This window comes from Brevundimonas sp. LjRoot202 (assembly GCF_964253355.1).
GTDB lineage: Bacteria > Pseudomonadota > Alphaproteobacteria > Caulobacterales > Caulobacteraceae > Brevundimonas.
Window position 1 is genome coordinate 524771 of the sequence record NZ_CAXUQW020000001.1, and the last position, 15963, is coordinate 540733.

Annotated in this window: 18 protein-coding genes; 9 read left to right on the plus strand and 9 right to left on the minus strand. The window is 71.9% G+C overall.

The features are described 5' to 3' along the window. Positions 1-97: 97 nt before the first annotated feature. Positions 98-1957, plus strand: a complete 1860-nt coding sequence (mutL, locus tag ACSQ1L_RS02915; protein WP_435991763.1) for a DNA mismatch repair endonuclease MutL — start codon at positions 98-100, stop codon at positions 1955-1957. Then, on the plus strand, positions 1954-2424 hold the full coding sequence (locus tag ACSQ1L_RS02920) for a low molecular weight protein-tyrosine-phosphatase (protein WP_435991765.1): 471 nt from the start codon (positions 1954-1956) through the stop codon (positions 2422-2424). The genes mutL and ACSQ1L_RS02920 overlap by 4 nt, the downstream gene beginning before the upstream one ends. Here ACSQ1L_RS02920 and ACSQ1L_RS02925 read toward each other — a convergent pair. From ACSQ1L_RS02925 to ACSQ1L_RS02935, 3 genes are read right to left on the minus strand one after another with little or no spacing between them, the layout of a single operon-like run. Next, on the minus strand, positions 2421-3467 hold the full coding sequence (locus tag ACSQ1L_RS02925; RefSeq protein ID WP_435991767.1) for a Kelch repeat-containing protein: 1047 nt from the start codon (positions 3465-3467) through the stop codon (positions 2421-2423). The genes ACSQ1L_RS02920 and ACSQ1L_RS02925 overlap by 4 nt on opposite strands. A gap of 43 nt (positions 3468-3510) precedes the next feature. Further along, positions 3511-4083, minus strand: a complete 573-nt coding sequence (rsmD, locus tag ACSQ1L_RS02930; protein WP_435991769.1) for a 16S rRNA (guanine(966)-N(2))-methyltransferase RsmD — start codon at positions 4081-4083, stop codon at positions 3511-3513. A gap of 3 nt (positions 4084-4086) precedes the next feature. Continuing rightward, positions 4087-5613, minus strand: a complete 1527-nt coding sequence (locus ACSQ1L_RS02935) for a pseudouridine synthase (RefSeq protein WP_435991771.1) — start codon at positions 5611-5613, stop codon at positions 4087-4089. Between ACSQ1L_RS02935 and tadA the strand changes: the two genes are divergently transcribed. Both tadA and ACSQ1L_RS02945 read left to right on the plus strand, forming a co-directional pair. Further along, positions 5602-6075, plus strand: a complete 474-nt coding sequence (tadA, locus tag ACSQ1L_RS02940) for a tRNA adenosine(34) deaminase TadA (protein ID WP_435991773.1) — start codon at positions 5602-5604, stop codon at positions 6073-6075. The two genes, ACSQ1L_RS02935 and tadA, sit on opposite strands and share 12 nt — an antisense overlap. A gap of 44 nt (positions 6076-6119) precedes the next feature. Next, positions 6120-6524 carry an MliC family protein gene (locus tag ACSQ1L_RS02945; protein ID WP_435991775.1) on the plus strand — a complete coding sequence of 135 codons (405 nt, stop codon included), beginning with the start codon at positions 6120-6122 and terminating at the stop codon, positions 6522-6524. Here the strand turns inward: ACSQ1L_RS02945 and ACSQ1L_RS02950 are convergent. Genes ACSQ1L_RS02950 through ACSQ1L_RS02960 form a run of 3 tightly spaced genes read right to left on the minus strand, consistent with a single transcriptional unit; the run spans position 6521 to position 8786 of the window. Continuing rightward, positions 6521-7105 carry a GNAT family N-acetyltransferase gene (locus tag ACSQ1L_RS02950; protein ID WP_435991777.1) on the minus strand — a complete coding sequence of 195 codons (585 nt, stop codon included), beginning with the start codon at positions 7103-7105 and terminating at the stop codon, positions 6521-6523. The two genes, ACSQ1L_RS02945 and ACSQ1L_RS02950, sit on opposite strands and share 4 nt — an antisense overlap. After that, the gene (gene aroB / locus ACSQ1L_RS02955) at positions 7102-8211 is read right to left on the minus strand and encodes a 3-dehydroquinate synthase (protein WP_435991779.1); all 1110 of its coding nucleotides are present in this window, start codon (positions 8209-8211) and stop codon (positions 7102-7104) included. Before aroB ends, ACSQ1L_RS02950 begins: the two co-directional genes overlap by 4 nt. Continuing rightward, positions 8208-8786 (minus strand): shikimate kinase, encoded by a 579-nt coding sequence (locus tag ACSQ1L_RS02960; RefSeq protein WP_331030519.1) that lies wholly within the window; start codon positions 8784-8786, stop codon positions 8208-8210. The genes aroB and ACSQ1L_RS02960 overlap by 4 nt, the downstream gene beginning before the upstream one ends. A gap of 113 nt (positions 8787-8899) precedes the next feature. Here ACSQ1L_RS02960 and ACSQ1L_RS02965 point away from each other — a divergent pair, with 113 nt between their 5' ends. The 4 genes from ACSQ1L_RS02965 to ACSQ1L_RS02980 all read left to right on the plus strand — a co-directional run bounded on the left by ACSQ1L_RS02965 (position 8900) and on the right by ACSQ1L_RS02980 (position 11963). After that, positions 8900-9799 carry a site-specific tyrosine recombinase XerD gene (locus ACSQ1L_RS02965; RefSeq protein ID WP_435991781.1) on the plus strand — a complete coding sequence of 300 codons (900 nt, stop codon included), beginning with the start codon at positions 8900-8902 and terminating at the stop codon, positions 9797-9799. An 84-nt stretch (positions 9800-9883) separates the two neighbouring features. After that, positions 9884-10834 (plus strand): acetyl-CoA carboxylase carboxyltransferase subunit alpha, encoded by a 951-nt coding sequence (locus tag ACSQ1L_RS02970; protein ID WP_435991782.1) that lies wholly within the window; start codon positions 9884-9886, stop codon positions 10832-10834. A gap of 86 nt (positions 10835-10920) precedes the next feature. Beyond that, positions 10921-11490 carry a response regulator gene (locus ACSQ1L_RS02975; protein ID WP_435991784.1) on the plus strand — a complete coding sequence of 190 codons (570 nt, stop codon included), beginning with the start codon at positions 10921-10923 and terminating at the stop codon, positions 11488-11490. Further along, positions 11487-11963: a chemotaxis protein CheE gene (locus ACSQ1L_RS02980; protein WP_435991786.1), complete on the plus strand. Its 477-nt coding sequence runs from the start codon at positions 11487-11489 to the stop codon at positions 11961-11963. The genes ACSQ1L_RS02975 and ACSQ1L_RS02980 overlap by 4 nt, the downstream gene beginning before the upstream one ends. On the opposite strand, the gene ACSQ1L_RS02985 is transcribed toward ACSQ1L_RS02980, so the two are convergent. Next, entirely contained in the window at positions 11951-13843 is a 1893-nt protein-coding gene (locus ACSQ1L_RS02985) for an ABCB family ABC transporter ATP-binding protein/permease (RefSeq protein WP_435991788.1), read from the minus strand. The two genes, ACSQ1L_RS02980 and ACSQ1L_RS02985, sit on opposite strands and share 13 nt — an antisense overlap. Positions 13844-13891: 48 nt before the next feature. Here ACSQ1L_RS02985 and ACSQ1L_RS02990 point away from each other — a divergent pair, with 48 nt between their 5' ends. After that, positions 13892-14533, plus strand: a complete 642-nt coding sequence (locus tag ACSQ1L_RS02990; RefSeq protein ID WP_435991790.1) for a DUF1353 domain-containing protein — start codon at positions 13892-13894, stop codon at positions 14531-14533. Here ACSQ1L_RS02990 and ACSQ1L_RS02995 read toward each other — a convergent pair. Both ACSQ1L_RS02995 and ACSQ1L_RS03000 read right to left on the minus strand, forming a co-directional pair. Further along, positions 14504-15136 (minus strand): squalene/phytoene synthase family protein, encoded by a 633-nt coding sequence (locus ACSQ1L_RS02995; RefSeq protein ID WP_435991792.1) that lies wholly within the window; start codon positions 15134-15136, stop codon positions 14504-14506. The two genes, ACSQ1L_RS02990 and ACSQ1L_RS02995, sit on opposite strands and share 30 nt — an antisense overlap. Positions 15137-15255: 119 nt before the next feature. Continuing rightward, a complete protein-coding gene (locus ACSQ1L_RS03000; RefSeq protein ID WP_435991794.1) occupies positions 15256-15876 on the minus strand; it encodes a hypothetical protein in 621 nt (206 codons plus the stop codon). Positions 15877-15963 lie beyond the last annotated feature (87 nt).

A 15963-nucleotide genomic window follows, 5' to 3' on the forward strand; every position in this document is an offset into this window, starting at 1 on the left:
AAACCTCCCCCTGTCCCCAGATCATACTGACCTAACCCCATGGCGAAGCCGGGCGGCGCTTCTCCCGCTGGGCGGATCAGCCCATAGTTCCGACTCCATGCCCATCCGCCGCCTCCCGCCCGAGACCGTCAACCGCATCGCCGCCGGAGAGGTGGTCGAGCGTCCGGCCAGCGCCATCAAGGAACTGGTCGAGAACGCCCTCGACGCCGGCGCGACCCGGATCGAGATACAGGCCGACGGCGGCGGCCTCAGCCGCATCCTGATCGCCGACGACGGGCACGGCATGGCCGCCGACCAGCTGGCCCTGGCCGTCGAGCGCCACGCCACCTCCAAGCTCGAGCCCGACGACGCCGGGGACGTCGACCTGCTGCGCATCTCCACCCTCGGCTTTCGAGGCGAGGCCCTGCCCTCGATCGGCTCGGTGGCCCGCCTGACCATCACCAGCCGGTCCCGCGACAGCGCCGATGCCCACCAGATCACCGTCGAGGGCGGGGACCAGCGCCCGGTCGCCCCCGCCGGCTTCCCCGGCCCGCACGGGACCCGGGTCGAGGTCCGCGACCTGTTCTACGCCACCCCCGCCCGGCTGAAGTTCATGAAGTCCGAGCGCTCGGAGGCGATGGCCATCTCCGAGGAGATCAAGCGCCAGGCCATGGCGCATGAGACGGTGGCCTTCACCCTCGACCTCGACGGCCGCACCACCCTGCGCCTGCCGGCCGAACACCCGGGCGACGGCGGTCGGCTGAAGCGGCTCGCCGCCCTGCTCGGCCGCGACTTCGAGGCCAACGCCCTGCTGATCGACCAGGAGCGCGACAACGTCCGCCTGACCGGCTACGCGGGCCTGCCGACCTACAGCCGGGGCAACGCCGGCCACCAGTATCTGTTCGTCAACGGCCGACCCGTCCGCGACCGCCTGCTGCAGGGCGCGCTGCGCGGGGCCTATGCCGACTTCCTCGCCCGCGACCGGCATCCGGCGGCGGTGCTGTTCCTCGACATCGACCGGCTCTACGTCGATGTGAACGTCCACCCGGCCAAGGCCGAGGTCCGCTTCCGCGATCCGGCGCTGGTGCGCGGCCTGATCGTCGGCGCGCTGCGCCACGCCCTCGCCGGCGCCGGCCACCGCGCCTCGACCACGGTCGCCGCAGACGCCCTGGCCGGCTTCCGCCCGCACTCGGGTGTGGGCGCCGGCGCCGCCTTCAGTCCGTCCTCGCCCTCGGCCCAGGGCTTCAGCGGCTGGCAGGGCTGGGCCGGTTCCGCGACCGCCACCGCCCAGGTCCTGCCCGGCCTCAACGAGCGTTCAGCCCGGGTCGAATCTGAAACCGCGTTCGCCGATCAACAGTTGACAGAAGCTCGACAGGCCGAGGTCATCGACCCGCTCGACTTCCCGCTCGGCGCCGCCCGGGCCCAACTTCACGGCACCTATATCGTCGCCCAGACCCGCGACGGTCTCGTCGTCGTCGACCAGCACGCCGCCCACGAGCGCCTCGTGTATGAGCGGATGAAGGTCCAGATGGCCGCCGGTTCGGTCACCCGTCAGGCCCTGCTCACCCCCGAGGTGGTCGAGCTCGATCCCGCCGAGGCCGAGCGCGTCTCTGCCCGCGCCGACGAACTGGCCCAGCTCGGCCTCATCGTCGAGCCGTTCGGCGCCGGCGCCGTGCTGGTCCGCGAAACTCCCGCCCTGCTTGGCGACACCGACGTCCAGGGCCTGATCCGCGACATCGCCGACGACCTGTCCGAGCACGGCGCCGCCCTCGCCCTATCGGAGCGTCTCGGCGAGGTCTGCGGCACCATGGCCTGCCACGGCAGCGTCCGCGCCGGCCGCGTCCTGTCCGCCCCCGAGATGAACGCCCTGCTCCGCCAGATGGAGGCCACCCCCCATTCCGGCCAGTGCAACCATGGCCGCCCGACCTACGTCGAGCTCAAGCTCAACGACCTCGAGAAGCTGTTCGGGCGGCGATGATCCCGAGCGTCCTGTTCGTCTGCCTCGGCAACATCTGTCGCTCGCCCCTGGCCGAGGGCGCCCTGCGGGCCGAGGCCGCCCGACTGGGGCTGGAGCTTGTCGTCGACTCGGCCGGGACCGGCGACTGGCACGCCGGCGAGCCGCCGGATGAGCGGGCGCAAAGGACCGCGCTGCGGAACGGCGTCGACATCTCCGGCCTGCGGGCGCGTCAGGTGCGGCGCGAGGACTTCCGCCGCTTCACCCACTTGGTCGCCCTCGACCACGACAACCTCGCCAACCTGCGCAAACTTGCCCCGCCCGACACGACCGCCGGGCTCAGTCTTCTGCTGGACCATGTCCCCGGCCGCGAAGGTCAGGCCGTCGCCGATCCATGGTTCGGGGACGAGGCCGGCTTCGACGCCACCTGGGCCGACGTCTCCGCCGCCGCCCGGGCCATGGCGGCGAGCCTCCGACAGGGTCGCGGCTAGAGGCGCAGCGCCTCGACCACGCTCCCGGCCCGGCCGCCCGACACCACTTCGCCGCCGGCGATGGCGTAGACCACGCCGTCCAACGAGGCCGCGGCCAGCCCGTGCCGCGGCGTCCGCATCGCCGGCCCGGCCTCCCAGCGGTCCGCTGCGGGGTCGTAGATCCAGGTCTCGGCGAACACCCCGCCGTCCGGGCGCTGGAACCATTCGCCGCCGAAGGCCACCAGCTTGCCGCCCGCCGCCGCCACGGCCAGTCCGCCCCCGACCTGCTGTCCCGTCGCCGGCGACGGCGGGATCGGCGCCAGCGTGTCCCAGCGGTCCTCGCCCGGGTCATAGCGATCCAGCCGCCCCGTGCCGCCGCCGCTGACAGTGCGTCCGCCGGCCACCCAGACGGCCCCGTCCATCACCGCCGCCGCGGCGCTGTTGCGCGCCATCGGCAGGGGCCGCGCCGTTTCCCAGCCGGGCGCCCCCGGAACCAGCACCAGATGCCGGTCGGTGTCGGCCTGGTCGTTCCAGTTCCCGTTCGCCGCCCCGCCCGGCGTGCGCCCGCCGATCAGCCGCAGCACCGGCCCGGTGGCCACGCCGACCGCCTCGGCCTGGGGCGACGGCAGCGGCGTCATCCCCTTCCAGGTCCCGCCGTCCAGCGTCCATGCCGTGGTGGTGTTGGTCCACTCGCCCGCGTCGGACCGGGCGTAGCCGCCGACGGCGTACAGGTCATGGTCCGTCGCCATGAACATCGGATGGTGGCGCGGCGCCGGCAGGGACGGCAGGACATCCCAGGCGTCCGCCGCCGGGTTGTAGGCCGCCACCCGGTCCTCGATATGCAACGGCTCCCCGCGACGCGAGACCAGTCCGCCGCCCGTGATGATGCTGCCGCCCTGAACGGCGGCGTAGATCTCCTGGACCGGCCACGGCAGCGAAGCTTTCGACGTCCACGCGGACCCGTCCGGTGCGACCGGTGCATCCGGCTGGGCGCAGGCGGCGGAGGGAATGGAGGCCGCAACTCCGGCGGCGGCGAGGAAGACGCGGCGGTCGATCTGGCTCATACGGCCCAGCCTGACCCGAAAACGCCGTTCGCGCCAGCCCGGCTCAGTCCGCCCGCGCAGCCCTCAGGAACAGCACCCGCGCGGCCCCATAGTCGCGCGCGTCCAGCCGCTCATAGCCGGGCGTGTCGATCTCGGGCTCGTCCGAGCCCCGCTCGAACACCACCACCGCGCCGGGCCTGAGCCAGTTCCCCTCCAGCAGCCGCACCAGCGTCTGCTCGCCCAGCCCCTTGCGGTACGGCGGATCGAGGAAGGCCAGGTCAAACGCCTCTCCGTCCGATCCCGGCCGCACCCCCAGGTCCGTGGCGCTGCGCCGATGCACACGCGTCCGCCCCATCACCCCGTAGGCGTCGGCGTTCTCGCGGATCGCGCCGCGCGCATCCTCATCCGTCTCGACGAACAGGGCGAAGGCCGCGCCCCGGCTGATCGCCTCGAAGCCCAGCGCGCCTGACCCGGCGTAGACGTCCATCACCCGCGCGTCCTGCAGCGACTCGGCCCACGCCGCGTGCTCCAGCACGTTGAACACCGCCTGCCGCGCCCGGTCCGAGGTCGGGCGCGTGCCCTGTCCCTCCGGCGCGACGATGGCCCGGCCCTTCAACGATCCCGCGACGATCCGCATGACTCAACCCTTGGAGCGGGGTCCGCGCGGGCTACCGCGTCCCCCGGCGGGACCGGCGCCCGGACGCGGCGGGCGCGAGCCGCCGGGCGGGTTGCTGCGTGTGCCGCCGCCGCGCTTGAACCCGCCCGACGGCCCCTCGCCGTGGGGCGCGCCGCCCTCGCGCGGCTTGAACGGGCGCTTCGGACGATCCCCGTCGGCCGCGGGTTTGGAGAACGACCGCTCCCCGCGGGGCTTGTCGATGAACTGGTCCTCGCGCGGCTTGAAGACGCGCTTCGGCCGGTCGCCGCCGGCCGCCTCGCCTTCCGGCCGGGCCCGCGGCGTGAAATTCTTCTTCGGATGCTCGAACTTCGGCGCGGCCTTGGCCCAGCCGGCCTTCTTCTGCGGGCGGGCGGCCCGTTCGGCGGCGGCGTCGGCGGCGGCTCCGGCCGCGCGCACCCGGCTCGGCTTGCGCGAGGGATCGGAGATGGCCGAGCCCGACGCGCCCTTGACGATCGGCGTCGAGATGCGCCGTCCGGGGATCGGCGCCGGCGTCGCCACCGTGTTGCCGGTGGGCAGGTTCTCCGGCCGGATATGCTCCGCCAGCAGCTCGCGGATCACCCGCGGCCCGACCTCCTCGACCGATCCGACCGGCAGGGTGCCGAGCTGGAACGGCCCGTAGGCCAGGCGGATCAGCCGGTTCACGGTCAGGCCGAGGTGCTCCAGCACCTTGCGGACTTCGCGGTTCTTGCCCTCGGTGATCGAGACGCTGATCCACAGATTGGCGGGGCTGTTGCCCTCGCTTTCCTTCGCCTTGTCCAGCGTCGCCTCGATCGGGCCGTAGCGCACGCCGTCGACGGTGACGCCGTCCTTCAGCGTGTCGAGCTGCAGCTGGCTGACGCGGCCGCGCGCCCGGGCCCGGTACTGGCGCACCAGCTCGGTCTGGGGCAGTTCCAACGCCCGGCTCAGCTCGCCGTCGTTGGTCAGCAGCAGCAGGCCCTCGGTGTTGAGGTCGAGCCGCCCGACCGAAATGACCCGCGGCAGGCCGCTGGGCAGGGCGTCGAACACCGTCGGCCGTCCGGCCGGGTCGGTGTGGGAGGTCAGCAGGCCGGCCGGCTTGTGATAGCGCCACACCCGCGTCGCCTGGGCCGAACCGATCGGCTTGCCGTCGACGGTGATGACGTCGTCGCGCGTGACGAGGGTCGCCGGCGTGTCGAGGATCTTGCCGTTGACCGCCACCTTGCCGAGACCGATCAGCCGCTCGACCTCGCGGCGCGAGGCAATGCCGGCCCGCGCCATGGCCTTGGCGATGCGTTCGCTGCGCTTGGGGCCCTCCTCGGCCTTGGCCGCGGGCTTGCCGTCCTTCGAGAAGGGCTTGCCTCCCCCTTTGACGCCCGGCTTCCCGCCCGCCTTGTTGAAGGGTTTGCCGCCCTTGGGCGGGCCCCGGTCGTCCGCGCCCTCGACGCGTTTGACATAGGGTTTGCGGGGGCCGTCGCGGTCGCCGTCTTGACGCGGGCGCGGCTTCTTGTCGTTGTCTCGGGGATGGCTGGCCATGATGAGCGGTTCATGCACATGGCCTTGGCCTGTGCGCAAGCGGCGGCGGACGCGGGAGAGACTCCCGTGGGCTGCGTGATCGTCGACGAAAGCTCCGGCGAGGTCGTCGCCGAGGGCCGCAACGGCCCCATCAGCGCCCACGATCCGACCGCCCACGCCGAGATCGTCGCCTTGCGCGCGGCCGCAGCGAAGCTGGAGAACTACCGCCTCACCGGCCTCACCCTCTATGTCACGCTCGAGCCCTGCGCCATGTGCGCCGGGGCCATCAGCCACGCCCGGATCGGCCGCGTGGTCTGGGGCGCCGACGACCCCAAGGGCGGCGCGGTGGCCCATGGTCCGCGCTTCTTCGATCAGCCGACCTGCCACTGGCGGCCCGACACGACCGGCGGCGTGCTGGCCGACGAAGGCGCCGAGCTCCTGCGCGCCTTTTTCCGGGCCCGGCGCAAAGGAACGGCCGCTTGAGCGGCGCGTTCAACCGCCCGTCCCCCACGGCAAGGCTTGTTTCCATGCGTTTGATGCCCGTCGCCGTCGCCGTCGCCGTCCTCCTCACGGCCTGCGGGCCCAAACCCACCGAGGCGCCGACCGACGGAGAAGCGGTGCGCGAACGCGCCCAGACGGCGCAGACGGCCCGTCGCCGCACCGGGGCCGAGGTCCAGCAACGCGGGCTCAACCGCGTCATCCGCACCGTCTATCTCTGCAACAACGGCGAGCGCCTGTCGGTCGACTTCGACAACCCGCGCGAGATGGCCACCGTGCGAAACTCGAATGGTGAGGCCGTCGACCTGTTCCAGGAGCGAGCGGCCTCGGGCCTGTGGTACCGCGCCTCGGGCTACGAGCTTCGCGGCGAGGGAATCATGGCCCGCTGGACCGCCGACGGCCGTGAGCCCACCGACTGCCGGGCGGTGGACTAGAATTCCGCCAGCCGCGCATCCAGCCGCGCCCGCACGTCCGGCCAGTCCTGATCGGTGATGGCGAACATCACCGTGTCGCGCACCCGGCCTGTGTGGGTGATCTTGTGCCGGCGCAGCACGCCCTCGCGGACCGCGCCCAGCTTGGCGATGGCGGCCTGGCTGCGGGCGTTGATCCCGTCGGTGATGATCTCGACCCGCACGACGCCGCTGTCGAAGGCGTGCTGCAGCAACAGCCGCTTGCTGGCCGGATTGACGGCGCCGCCGCGCGCGTCCGGATGGAAGAAGGTCGAGCCCAGCTCCACCCGGCGGTGCTGGGGAAACAGGTCATGCAGGCTGCTGGCCCCGACGATCCGGCCGTCCTCCAGCCGGCGCACCGCATAGGGCGTGTCGCGTCCGGCCTCGAAGCGCTCGACGAACCCGTCCCACCACCCGTCGAAATGCTCGCCGTAGGCCGTCGACACCATGATCGACCACGCCGCCTCGTCGACGTTCAGGGCCGCCCGAACCGCCTCCCTGAGCCCAGGTGCGAACGGCTCCAGCCGCACCCAGCGATTCTCCAGCACAAGCGGCTCGATCCTCATGCGGCGGCGATCTCCCGCTCGAGGAACGCGGTCACCGCCGCCGCGTCGACCTCCTTCGCGACGAAGGCCTCGCCGATGCGCCTCGCGAGGATCAGGGTCATCCGCCCGCCCTCGGCCTTCTTGTCCCCCGCCATCCGCTTGACCAGCGCCGCGCTGCGGAACGTCCCCGCCTGCGCCAGCCGCGTCGGCAGGCCGGCCGCCGCGATGACGCCTTCGGCCCGCTCCGCCTCGCCTGGGGGGCACAGCCCCTGCCCGGCGGAGAACCGGAAGGCCAGGGCGCAGCCCAGCGCCACCGCCTCGCCATGCGTCAGCTTCGCCTCGTCGAAGCCCAGCTCGGCCTCGATCGCATGACCGAAGGTGTGGCCGAGGTTGAGCAGGGCTCGCCGCCCGGCCTCCTTCTCGTCCTCGCCGACGATGGCGCTCTTGATCTCGACCGAGCGCACCACGGCCCGCTCCAGCGCCCCCGGATCGCCTTTCGCCCCGGCCGCCCCGTCCCCGGCCAGCCAGTCGAAGAAGCCAGAGTCGCAGATCAGGCCGTGCTTCAGCACCTCGGCCCAGCCCGAGCGCAGCTGCCGCTCCGGCAGGGTCGCCAGCACCTCGATGTCGGCCACCACCAGACGGGGCTGATGGAAGGCTCCCACCAGATTTTTGCCGCGCGGCGTGTCGATCGCCGTCTTGCCGCCCACCGACGAGTCGACCTGCGCCAGCAGGGTCGTGGGAACCTGCACGAAGTCGATGCCGCGCATGAACAGGGCCGCCGCCAGCCCGGCCAGATCGCCGACCACGCCCCCGCCCAGCGCGACCACCACGTCCTTGCGGTCCAGCTGGAAGGCCAACATCCGGTCGATCACCCGCTCCAGTTCGCTGAACGACTTGGACGCCTCGCCCGCCGGCACGGTCAGCAGGCGTCCATGAACGCCCGCCGCCTTCAGCGACGCCAACGCCGCCTTGCCATGCAGCCGGCCGACGGTCTCGTCGGTGATGACCACGGTCCGCCCCTGCGCCAGCGGGGCCACGCGCGCGCCCAGCTCCGCCAACAGCCCGTGGCCGACGACCACTTCATAGGGGCGAAAGCCGCCGCCCGAGACCGGCACGGTCGTCGTCACGCCTTCATCTCCGGCTCATGGGCGGTGAAATGGGCCTGCAGGGCCTCGTATATCGCCTCCACCGCCTGCGCGTGGGCCCCGCCCGCCACGTCGACGGTCAGGTCCGCCGTCTCGTAGATCGGGTAGCGCACCTCGGCCATGGCCTTCAGCGCGGTCAGCGGATCGCGTCCGCGCAGCAGCGGCCGGGTGTCGCGCCGCTGCACCCGCTGCGCCACCGTTTCCAGATCGGCCCGCATCCACACCGTCACCGCCCGCTCCTTCAGCAGGGCGTGGGTGTCCGGGTTCAGGATCGCACCGCCGCCGGTGGCCAGGACCATGCGGGGACCCTCCAGCAGCCGCTTCATCACCCGCGCCTCTCCGGCGCGGAATTCCGACTCGCCCAGCCGGGCGAAGATGTCCGACACGGTCATGGCCGCCGCCGCCTCGATCTCGATGTCGCCGTCCGCGAAGGGCAGGTTGAGCCGCTTGGCCAGCCGCCGCCCCACCGTCGATTTCCCCACCCCCATCAGCCCGACCAGCGCTATGGTGCGGCGATGAACCGGAATCAGGCCTGCCCCCGTAACGACCTCGCTCATGACCGGCCTCGCGGGAGGCGGGAGGATGGCGGCGGAACGGGCGGCGGCAGGCAAGGCGTCATGACCCGACCACCCTTTACACCAGGCGCCGCCGACGCAAAGCGGTCCCGCGCATGAGCACGCCCCAGGTCGAGGCCTTTCTGGAAATGATGTCGGTCGAGCGCGACGCCTCGCCCCACACCCTGTCGGCCTACGGGCGCGATCTCGCCGACGCCGAAACCGCCCTGTCCGGCGGCCTGATGCAGGCCGACGAAGCCGCCGTCGAGGCCTGGTACGCCGGCCTCGGCGCGCGCGGCCTGTCCGCCGCCACCCAGGCCCGCCGCCGCTCGGCCGTGCGCCAGTTCTACCGCTTCGCGCTCGGCGAGGGTTGGCGGGCCGACGACCCCTCGCGCCGCCTCGATGCCCCGAAGCAGGGCCGCAGCCTGCCGAAGACCCTCAGCCGCGACGAGATCGAACGCCTGCTCGCCGCCGCCTCGGCCCGCGACGGCGCCGCCGGCCTGCGCCTCGTCGCCCTGGTCGAGCTGGCCTACGCCTCCGGCCTGCGCGTTTCCGAGCTGCTCGGCCTGCGCGTCGAGGCGGTGCGCCGGGACCCGGCCTTCCTGATCGTCCGCGGCAAGGGCGGCAAGGAACGGCTCGCCCCGCTCAACACCTCGGCCCGCGAGGCCGTGAAGGCGTGGCTCATCGCCCGCGACGCAGCCCGGCCGGAGAAGGCGCCCGACAGCCCCTGGCTGTTCCCCTCGTCGTCCTCGAAGGGCCACCTCACCCCCCGCCGCTTCGCCCAGCTTCTGGACCAGTCCGCCGTCGACGCCGGCGTCGATCCCGCCCGGGTCAGCCCGCACGTCCTGCGCCATGCCTTCGCCACCCACCTGCTCGAGGGCGGAGCCGACCTGCGCGTGGTCCAGACCCTGCTCGGCCACGCCGACATCGCCACCACCCAGATCTACACCCACGTCGCCGTCGACCGCCTGTCCCAGGTGGTGCGCGACAAACATCCGCTCGCCCGTGACGACTGAACCCCGCTTGCCCCCCGGCGTTGACCCCACTAGGTTCCGCCGCCTCCCGATGCGCCGCGTGGCGCGCCTGTTCCGGACCCCTTGATGGCCGTGCACTACCTCGAATTCGAAAAGCCGATCGCCGAGCTGGAGGCGAAGATCGAGGAGCTGAATCTGCTCTCCTCGACCTCCGGTTCGTTCGACGCCGAGGTCGAGGGCCTGCGCAAGAAGGCCGAACATCTGCGCAGGAAGACCTACGCCGCCCTCGACCCGTGGATGAAGACCCAGGTCGCGCGCCATCCCCAACGGCCGCATTTCGTCGACTTCTGCGAGGGCCTGTTCACCGATTTCGTCGAGCTCAAGGGCGACCGCCAGTTCGGCGACGACCAGGCCATCCTCGGCGGTCTGGCCCGCTTCCGGGGCGAACCGGTCGTGGTCATGGGCCATGAAAAGGGCCACGACACCCAGACGCGCCTGACCCACAATTTCGGCATGGCCCGGCCCGAGGGCTACCGCAAGGCGGTGCGGCTGATGGACCTGGCCGAGCAATACGGCCTGCCGGTCCTGACCTTCGTCGACACCGCCGGCGCCTATCCCGGCCTCGGCGCCGAGGAGCGCGGCCAGGCCGAGGCCATCGCCCGCTCGACCGAGCGCTGCCTGACCCTCGGCGTGCCCTCCATCGCCACCGTCACCGGCGAAGGCGGCTCCGGGGGAGCCATCGCCATCGCCGCCGCCGGCCGGGTGCTGATGCTCGAGCATTCGATCTATTCGGTGATCTCGCCCGAGGGCGCGGCCGGCATCCTGTGGCGCGACGGAGCCCGCGCCCGCGACGCCGCCATGGCCATGAAGATCACCGGTCCCGACCTGCTCGAACTGAAGATCGTCGACCGGATCATCCCCGAGCCGGTCGGCGGCGCCCATGCCGATCCGGCCGCGGCCATCGCCGCCGTCGGCGACGCGCTGGCCGAGGAACTGGCCGTCCTGTCGGCCCTCTCGCCCGAGCAGATCCGCAAGGCCCGGGCTGACCGCTACTACGCGATCGGCCGCATGGGCTGAGGTTTCGTTAACCGTTCAGCGAGGGTTGTCCAGCCACTCTGTCTCCATGCTGAGTTGCGGTGGGCGACTCGGGTGGGACCGGTAGCATGAGCGTCGTCGGCGAGACCTTGCGGGAGACCGCGATCATCAATCTCACCGGCGCGGTCACCATGATCGTGGACGACTCGCCCTTCGCGGCGGAGATCACCTCGAGCGCCCTGCTCGGCTTCGGCATCAAGACCCGCTATTCGATGCGCAGCGCGGCCGAAGCGATCGAGGTCCTGCGCGAGATCGAGATCGATCTGCTCGTCGTCGATTGCGACATGCCCGGGATGGACGGCTTTGATCTTGTCCACTGGCTGCGCCGCTCGGGCCCGCCGAACGCCTTCGTCCCGGTCATCATGATCGCCGCCCACATCCCCCGCGCCATGGTCGCCAAGGCCCGGGACTGCGGAGCCAACTTCATCATCACCAAGCCGTTCAGCGCCGCCAGCCTGCTGGAGCGGATCGTCTGGGTGGCGCGCGACGGCCGTCCCTTCCTCGAGGTCGGCGAATATTTCGGCCCCGACCGGCGCTTCCGCGACACCGACCCGCCCGGCAAGGAACGCCGCGACGACGTCATCCGCCGCGCCCGGTTCGAAGCTGAAAAGAAGGCGGCGGCGGAGGCGGCCCAATGACCGTCATCACCCACGCCCGGCGCAAGTCCCGCCTCGCCAAACTGATCGACAGCGCCGGCGGCGTCACCGTCGGCGTCGCCCTGACCCGGGCCCGGCAGAACATCGCGGCCCTGCGCGAAAAGGGTCTGGAGGAAGTCACCCGCCATATCGACGCCCTCGCCGGGCTCGAGGCCCCGACCGATCCCGAAGCCACGGTCCGCAGCCTCCAGCACATCTATGTTTCCGCCAACCACGTCATCGACGCCGCCCACCCGTTCGAGCTCGACGAGATCTGCGCCGTGGCCCTCAGCCTGTGCGACATGGTCGACCGCGCCTCGGCGAACGGCGCGACGTTCGACTGGCGGATCATGGCGGTTCACATCCAGTCGCTGCGGCTGCTGAACACCCTGCCCGCGGACGCCGTCAAGGAACGCGAACAGGTCACCGCCCACCTCGCCGAAATGGTGGCGCGCAAATTCGGTCAGGCGGGCTGACGATCGGCCTTCGCGCCGCGCGTCTGCTTGCGCCACAGCGCCGCGTACTCCCCGCCCTGCCGCGCCACCAGTTCGTGGTGCGCGCCGCGCTCGACGATCCGGCCGCCCTTCAGCACCAGGATCTGGTCGGCGTCGGCGATGGTCGACAGCCGGTGCGCGACCACCAGGGTGGTGCGCCCGCTGCGGGCCCGGCGCAGGGTCTTCTGGATCGCCGCCTCGGTGCGGCTGTCCAGGGCGCTGGTCGCCTCGTCGAGGATCAGGATGCACGGATCGGCCAGCAGCGCCCGGGCGATGCCGACGCGCTGGCGCTCGCCGCCCGACAGCTTCAGCCCCCGCTCGCCGACCATGGTGTCCATGCCCTGCGGCAGGGCCCGGATGAACTCGTCCAGCTCGGCCGCGTCCGCCGCCGCCCAGATCGCCGCCTCGTCCGCGTCAGGCCGGGCGAAGCCGATGTTGGCGCGGATCGTGTCGTTGAACAGCGCAACATCCTGGGGGACCAGCGCCACCGCCGCGCGTAGGGATTCCTGCGTCGCCTGCCGGGCGTCGAGACCGTCGATCAGCACCCGCCCCTCCTGCGGGTCGAGCAGGCGCAGGGCCAGCTTGACGACCGTCGACTTGCCCGCCCCCGAGGGCCCGACCAGCGCCGTCGTCGTCCCCGGCGGCGCCACGAAGCTGACATTCTCCAGTCCATTGGCCCGGGCGTCGTGGCGGAAGCCGACCTGCTCGAAGGCCAGCGCCGCGCCGCGCGCGTCCGCCGGCCGCGGCAGGGGCGTGGCGTCGGGCGCGTCCGCGACCTGCGGCGTCTGACGCGTCACCTTCAGCATCTCCTCCATGTCTATGAAGGATTGGCGGATTTCCCGATAGGCGAAGCCCAGGATGTTCAGCGGCGCATACAGGGAGATCATGATCAGCACCGCCGCCATCACGTCGCCCGGCCCCATCCGTCCCGCCGCCGCCTCGAACCCGGCCATGACCGCCATCACGGCGAGGCCGAGGTTCATGATCGTCGCCTGGATGATGTTCAGCAGGGCCAGCGAACTGTTGGCCTTCAGCGCCGCCCGCGTGTAGTCGCCCAGCGCCTCGTCATAGACCCGCGCCGCCCGCGCCTCGGCCCCGAACGACTTGACCGTCTCGTAGTTGAGCAGGGCGTCGACCGAGACCCCGGCCGCCTGGGTGTCGGCGGCGTTCATCTCGCGCCGGTGCTCGATCCGCCAGTTCGACAGGGCGAAGGTGGTCACGGCGTAGATCGCCACCACGGCCACCGCCACGGCCCCGAACCGCCAGTCGTATTTCCCGGCCAGAACCCCCGCCGCCAGCACCAGCTCGACCCCGGTGGGGATCAGGTTGAAGGCGAGGATGCGCATCAGGAAGTCGACCGCCCGCGCGCCGCGATCCATGGTCCGCGACAGCGAACCGGACCGCTTGGTCTGGTGGAAATCGAGCGACAGGCTCAGCGCGTGGGCGAAGGTCTCGGTCGCCGCCGTCCGCTGCGCCGCCGAGCGCACCGGGGCGAACACCACGTCCGAGGCGTTGGGCGCGATCGCCGACAGCAGGCGTACGAAGGCCCAGCCGATGGCGAACGCGCCGAAGCCCCAGGCCATGCCGACCGCCGCCCCCTGCCCCGCCGCCAGCCGGTTCACCGCCGCACCCAGCACCAGCGGGGCCAGAACGCCCAGCGCCTTGCCTCCCAGCGTCATGCTGATCGCCGCCAGCAGGCGAAGGGGCAGCTGCGGCGCGTTCGACCGCCGCACCAGCCGCATCAGGTCCAGCAGCGCCTGGCCGGTCGGCGGGCCCTTTGGAGCCTCGACCGGCGGCGCGCCCTGGGCGGCCTTGGCCACCGAATCGCCCCGTCGTCCTGTCCGCTCGCCCAGTCTCGCCATGGCGCCCATATGGCCCGCGCCGCCCGCGTTCGCAAAGCGGCATCGTCCGTGGATGAATCCGTCGCCTGCATCGGGCATAGTCGGGCGGCCATGTCATTCTGCGCCGCCCCCGCCGAAGCCGCCGTCGCGGCCACCGCCCTGCCTCCCGCCGTGGCTCCGCCGACGGCCGTCGATCGCCCGCTCGTCTGCGCCATCAACCACCAGCAGGACCGCGAACGCGACGGCCGCACGACCGTCGTGGTCATCCAGCCCTTCGGCTACATCAACGAGCGCACCGGCCGCGCCATCTGGGTTCCGGCCGGCTACGTCACCGACTTCGCCTCGATCCCGAGAGTCGGCCGCTGGCTGATCCCCCCTTTCGGCCGCCACGCCATCGCGGCCGTCGTCCATGACTGGCTGTACTCGATCGGCGAACCCGGGCGACGAGGCGAGGCCGACGACATCTTCCGCGACGCGCTGCAGGAACTCGGCGTCGGCGTTGCTCGCCGCAACATCATGCACGGCGCGGTCACCGCCTTCGGCGCCGGCGGCTACGACCGCGCCGCGGCGACCTGGGCGACCCAATTCATGGACTGGCGCACCGGCGATCCGCTGCCGCCGCCCGCCGCGCGCGAAGCCTTCTTCGGCGACGGCGATCCGGCGGTGATCGAGGGCATCAAGTCACAGCCGCCCGCGAACTGCGGCCCATAGCAGACGCATCCGCTTCTCCAGCGGCCCGGCGCCGGGCCGTCGCGCCAACGTGGCCGGCAGGACGGCGGGAAAGGCCTGGACCGGCAGGGCGCGCGCGGCGCGGGCCGCCTCCGCCAGGGCCCCGCGCGCCTCGTCGAAACGCCCCGTCTGGACCAGGCCCCAGACCCGCCCCGCCGGGGCCGCGACTTCCGGCTCGGCGGCCGCCAGGATCCGGGCCGCCAACTGCATCGGGCCGACGTAGAAGGCGTCGAGATCGTGGGCCTCGCCGTGCACCCGGCCGATGTGGGCCTCGATCAGGGCCTCGAACGGCGCCCGCTCCAGCCCGCGCCGGGCGACCATGTCGGTCAGGGCCTCCAGCACCGGATGGCCCTTGCGCGCCACGCCGGCGAACACCCCGTCCAGCTGTTCCCGCCACCAGGCGTAGCGCATCTCGGCCAGCAACGGCTGGGTGACCCGGGTCGGAATGGCCAGCAGTTCCGCCTCGAACGCATACAGGGCGACCAGATCGGCGCGCGCCTGCGCATCGGCCGCGAACCGGCTGGACAGCCAGCGGTCGGGGTCGGCCGCCCGGACCTGTTCGTCGAGGGAAGGGAAGGCGCTCAATTTCTATTCCGCTCACCCCGGCGAACGCCGGGGCCCAGATGCGAAAACGCCGCGTCCGGACGGACGCGACGTTTCCTTATGCCATTTCGTAGCGAGTCGTGACCCGCCGACGATCGGATTCAGCCGAACAGGGTCTGATACATCGCCATCGAGGTCAGCATCGGCAGCGACAGCAGCATGTTGATGCGGCTCGCCAACATGGCGACGCGCGCCGCCTTCGCCTTGGCGTCGTCCTCCACGACGACGATGCCCAGCGCCCGCTTCTGGTTCGGCCAGATCACGCCCCAGACGTTGAGGAACATGACGATGGCCAGCCACACGCCGATGCCCATCAGGGTGTAGCCCTTCTGGTCGTCGGTCAGACCTTGCACGAGGCCGAAGCTCAACACCTCGACGGCGTAGGCGTGGCCGCGGCTGAACGCCAGGGCGAGACCGGCCAGCACCGTGGCCAAGGCCGACCAGCGGAACCAGAACAGCGCCTCCGGGGCGATATGCTTGCCGATGGCCGGCTTCAGCTCAGCCGGGATCGACGGCATGACCCGGATCTGGACGAAGTTGAAGTACCACAGCAGGCCGATCCACAGGATGCCGGCGAAGACGTGGGTCCAGCGGAACACCGCCTGCCAGAAGATCAGGTCGAAACCGCCCGGCGCGACGCTGCCGAAGGCGTAGATCATCACCCCTGCCAGCACGAGGCTCAGCAGCACCGTCGTGCGGAAATTCGCGAGCAGCTTGCCCATGGTCCACCCCTCCCAGAGCGTTTTGGAGGAACCGTCCGACTCTCGCCGTGCGATTCGTTGAAACGGCACCATAGCGCCGCTCGCGCC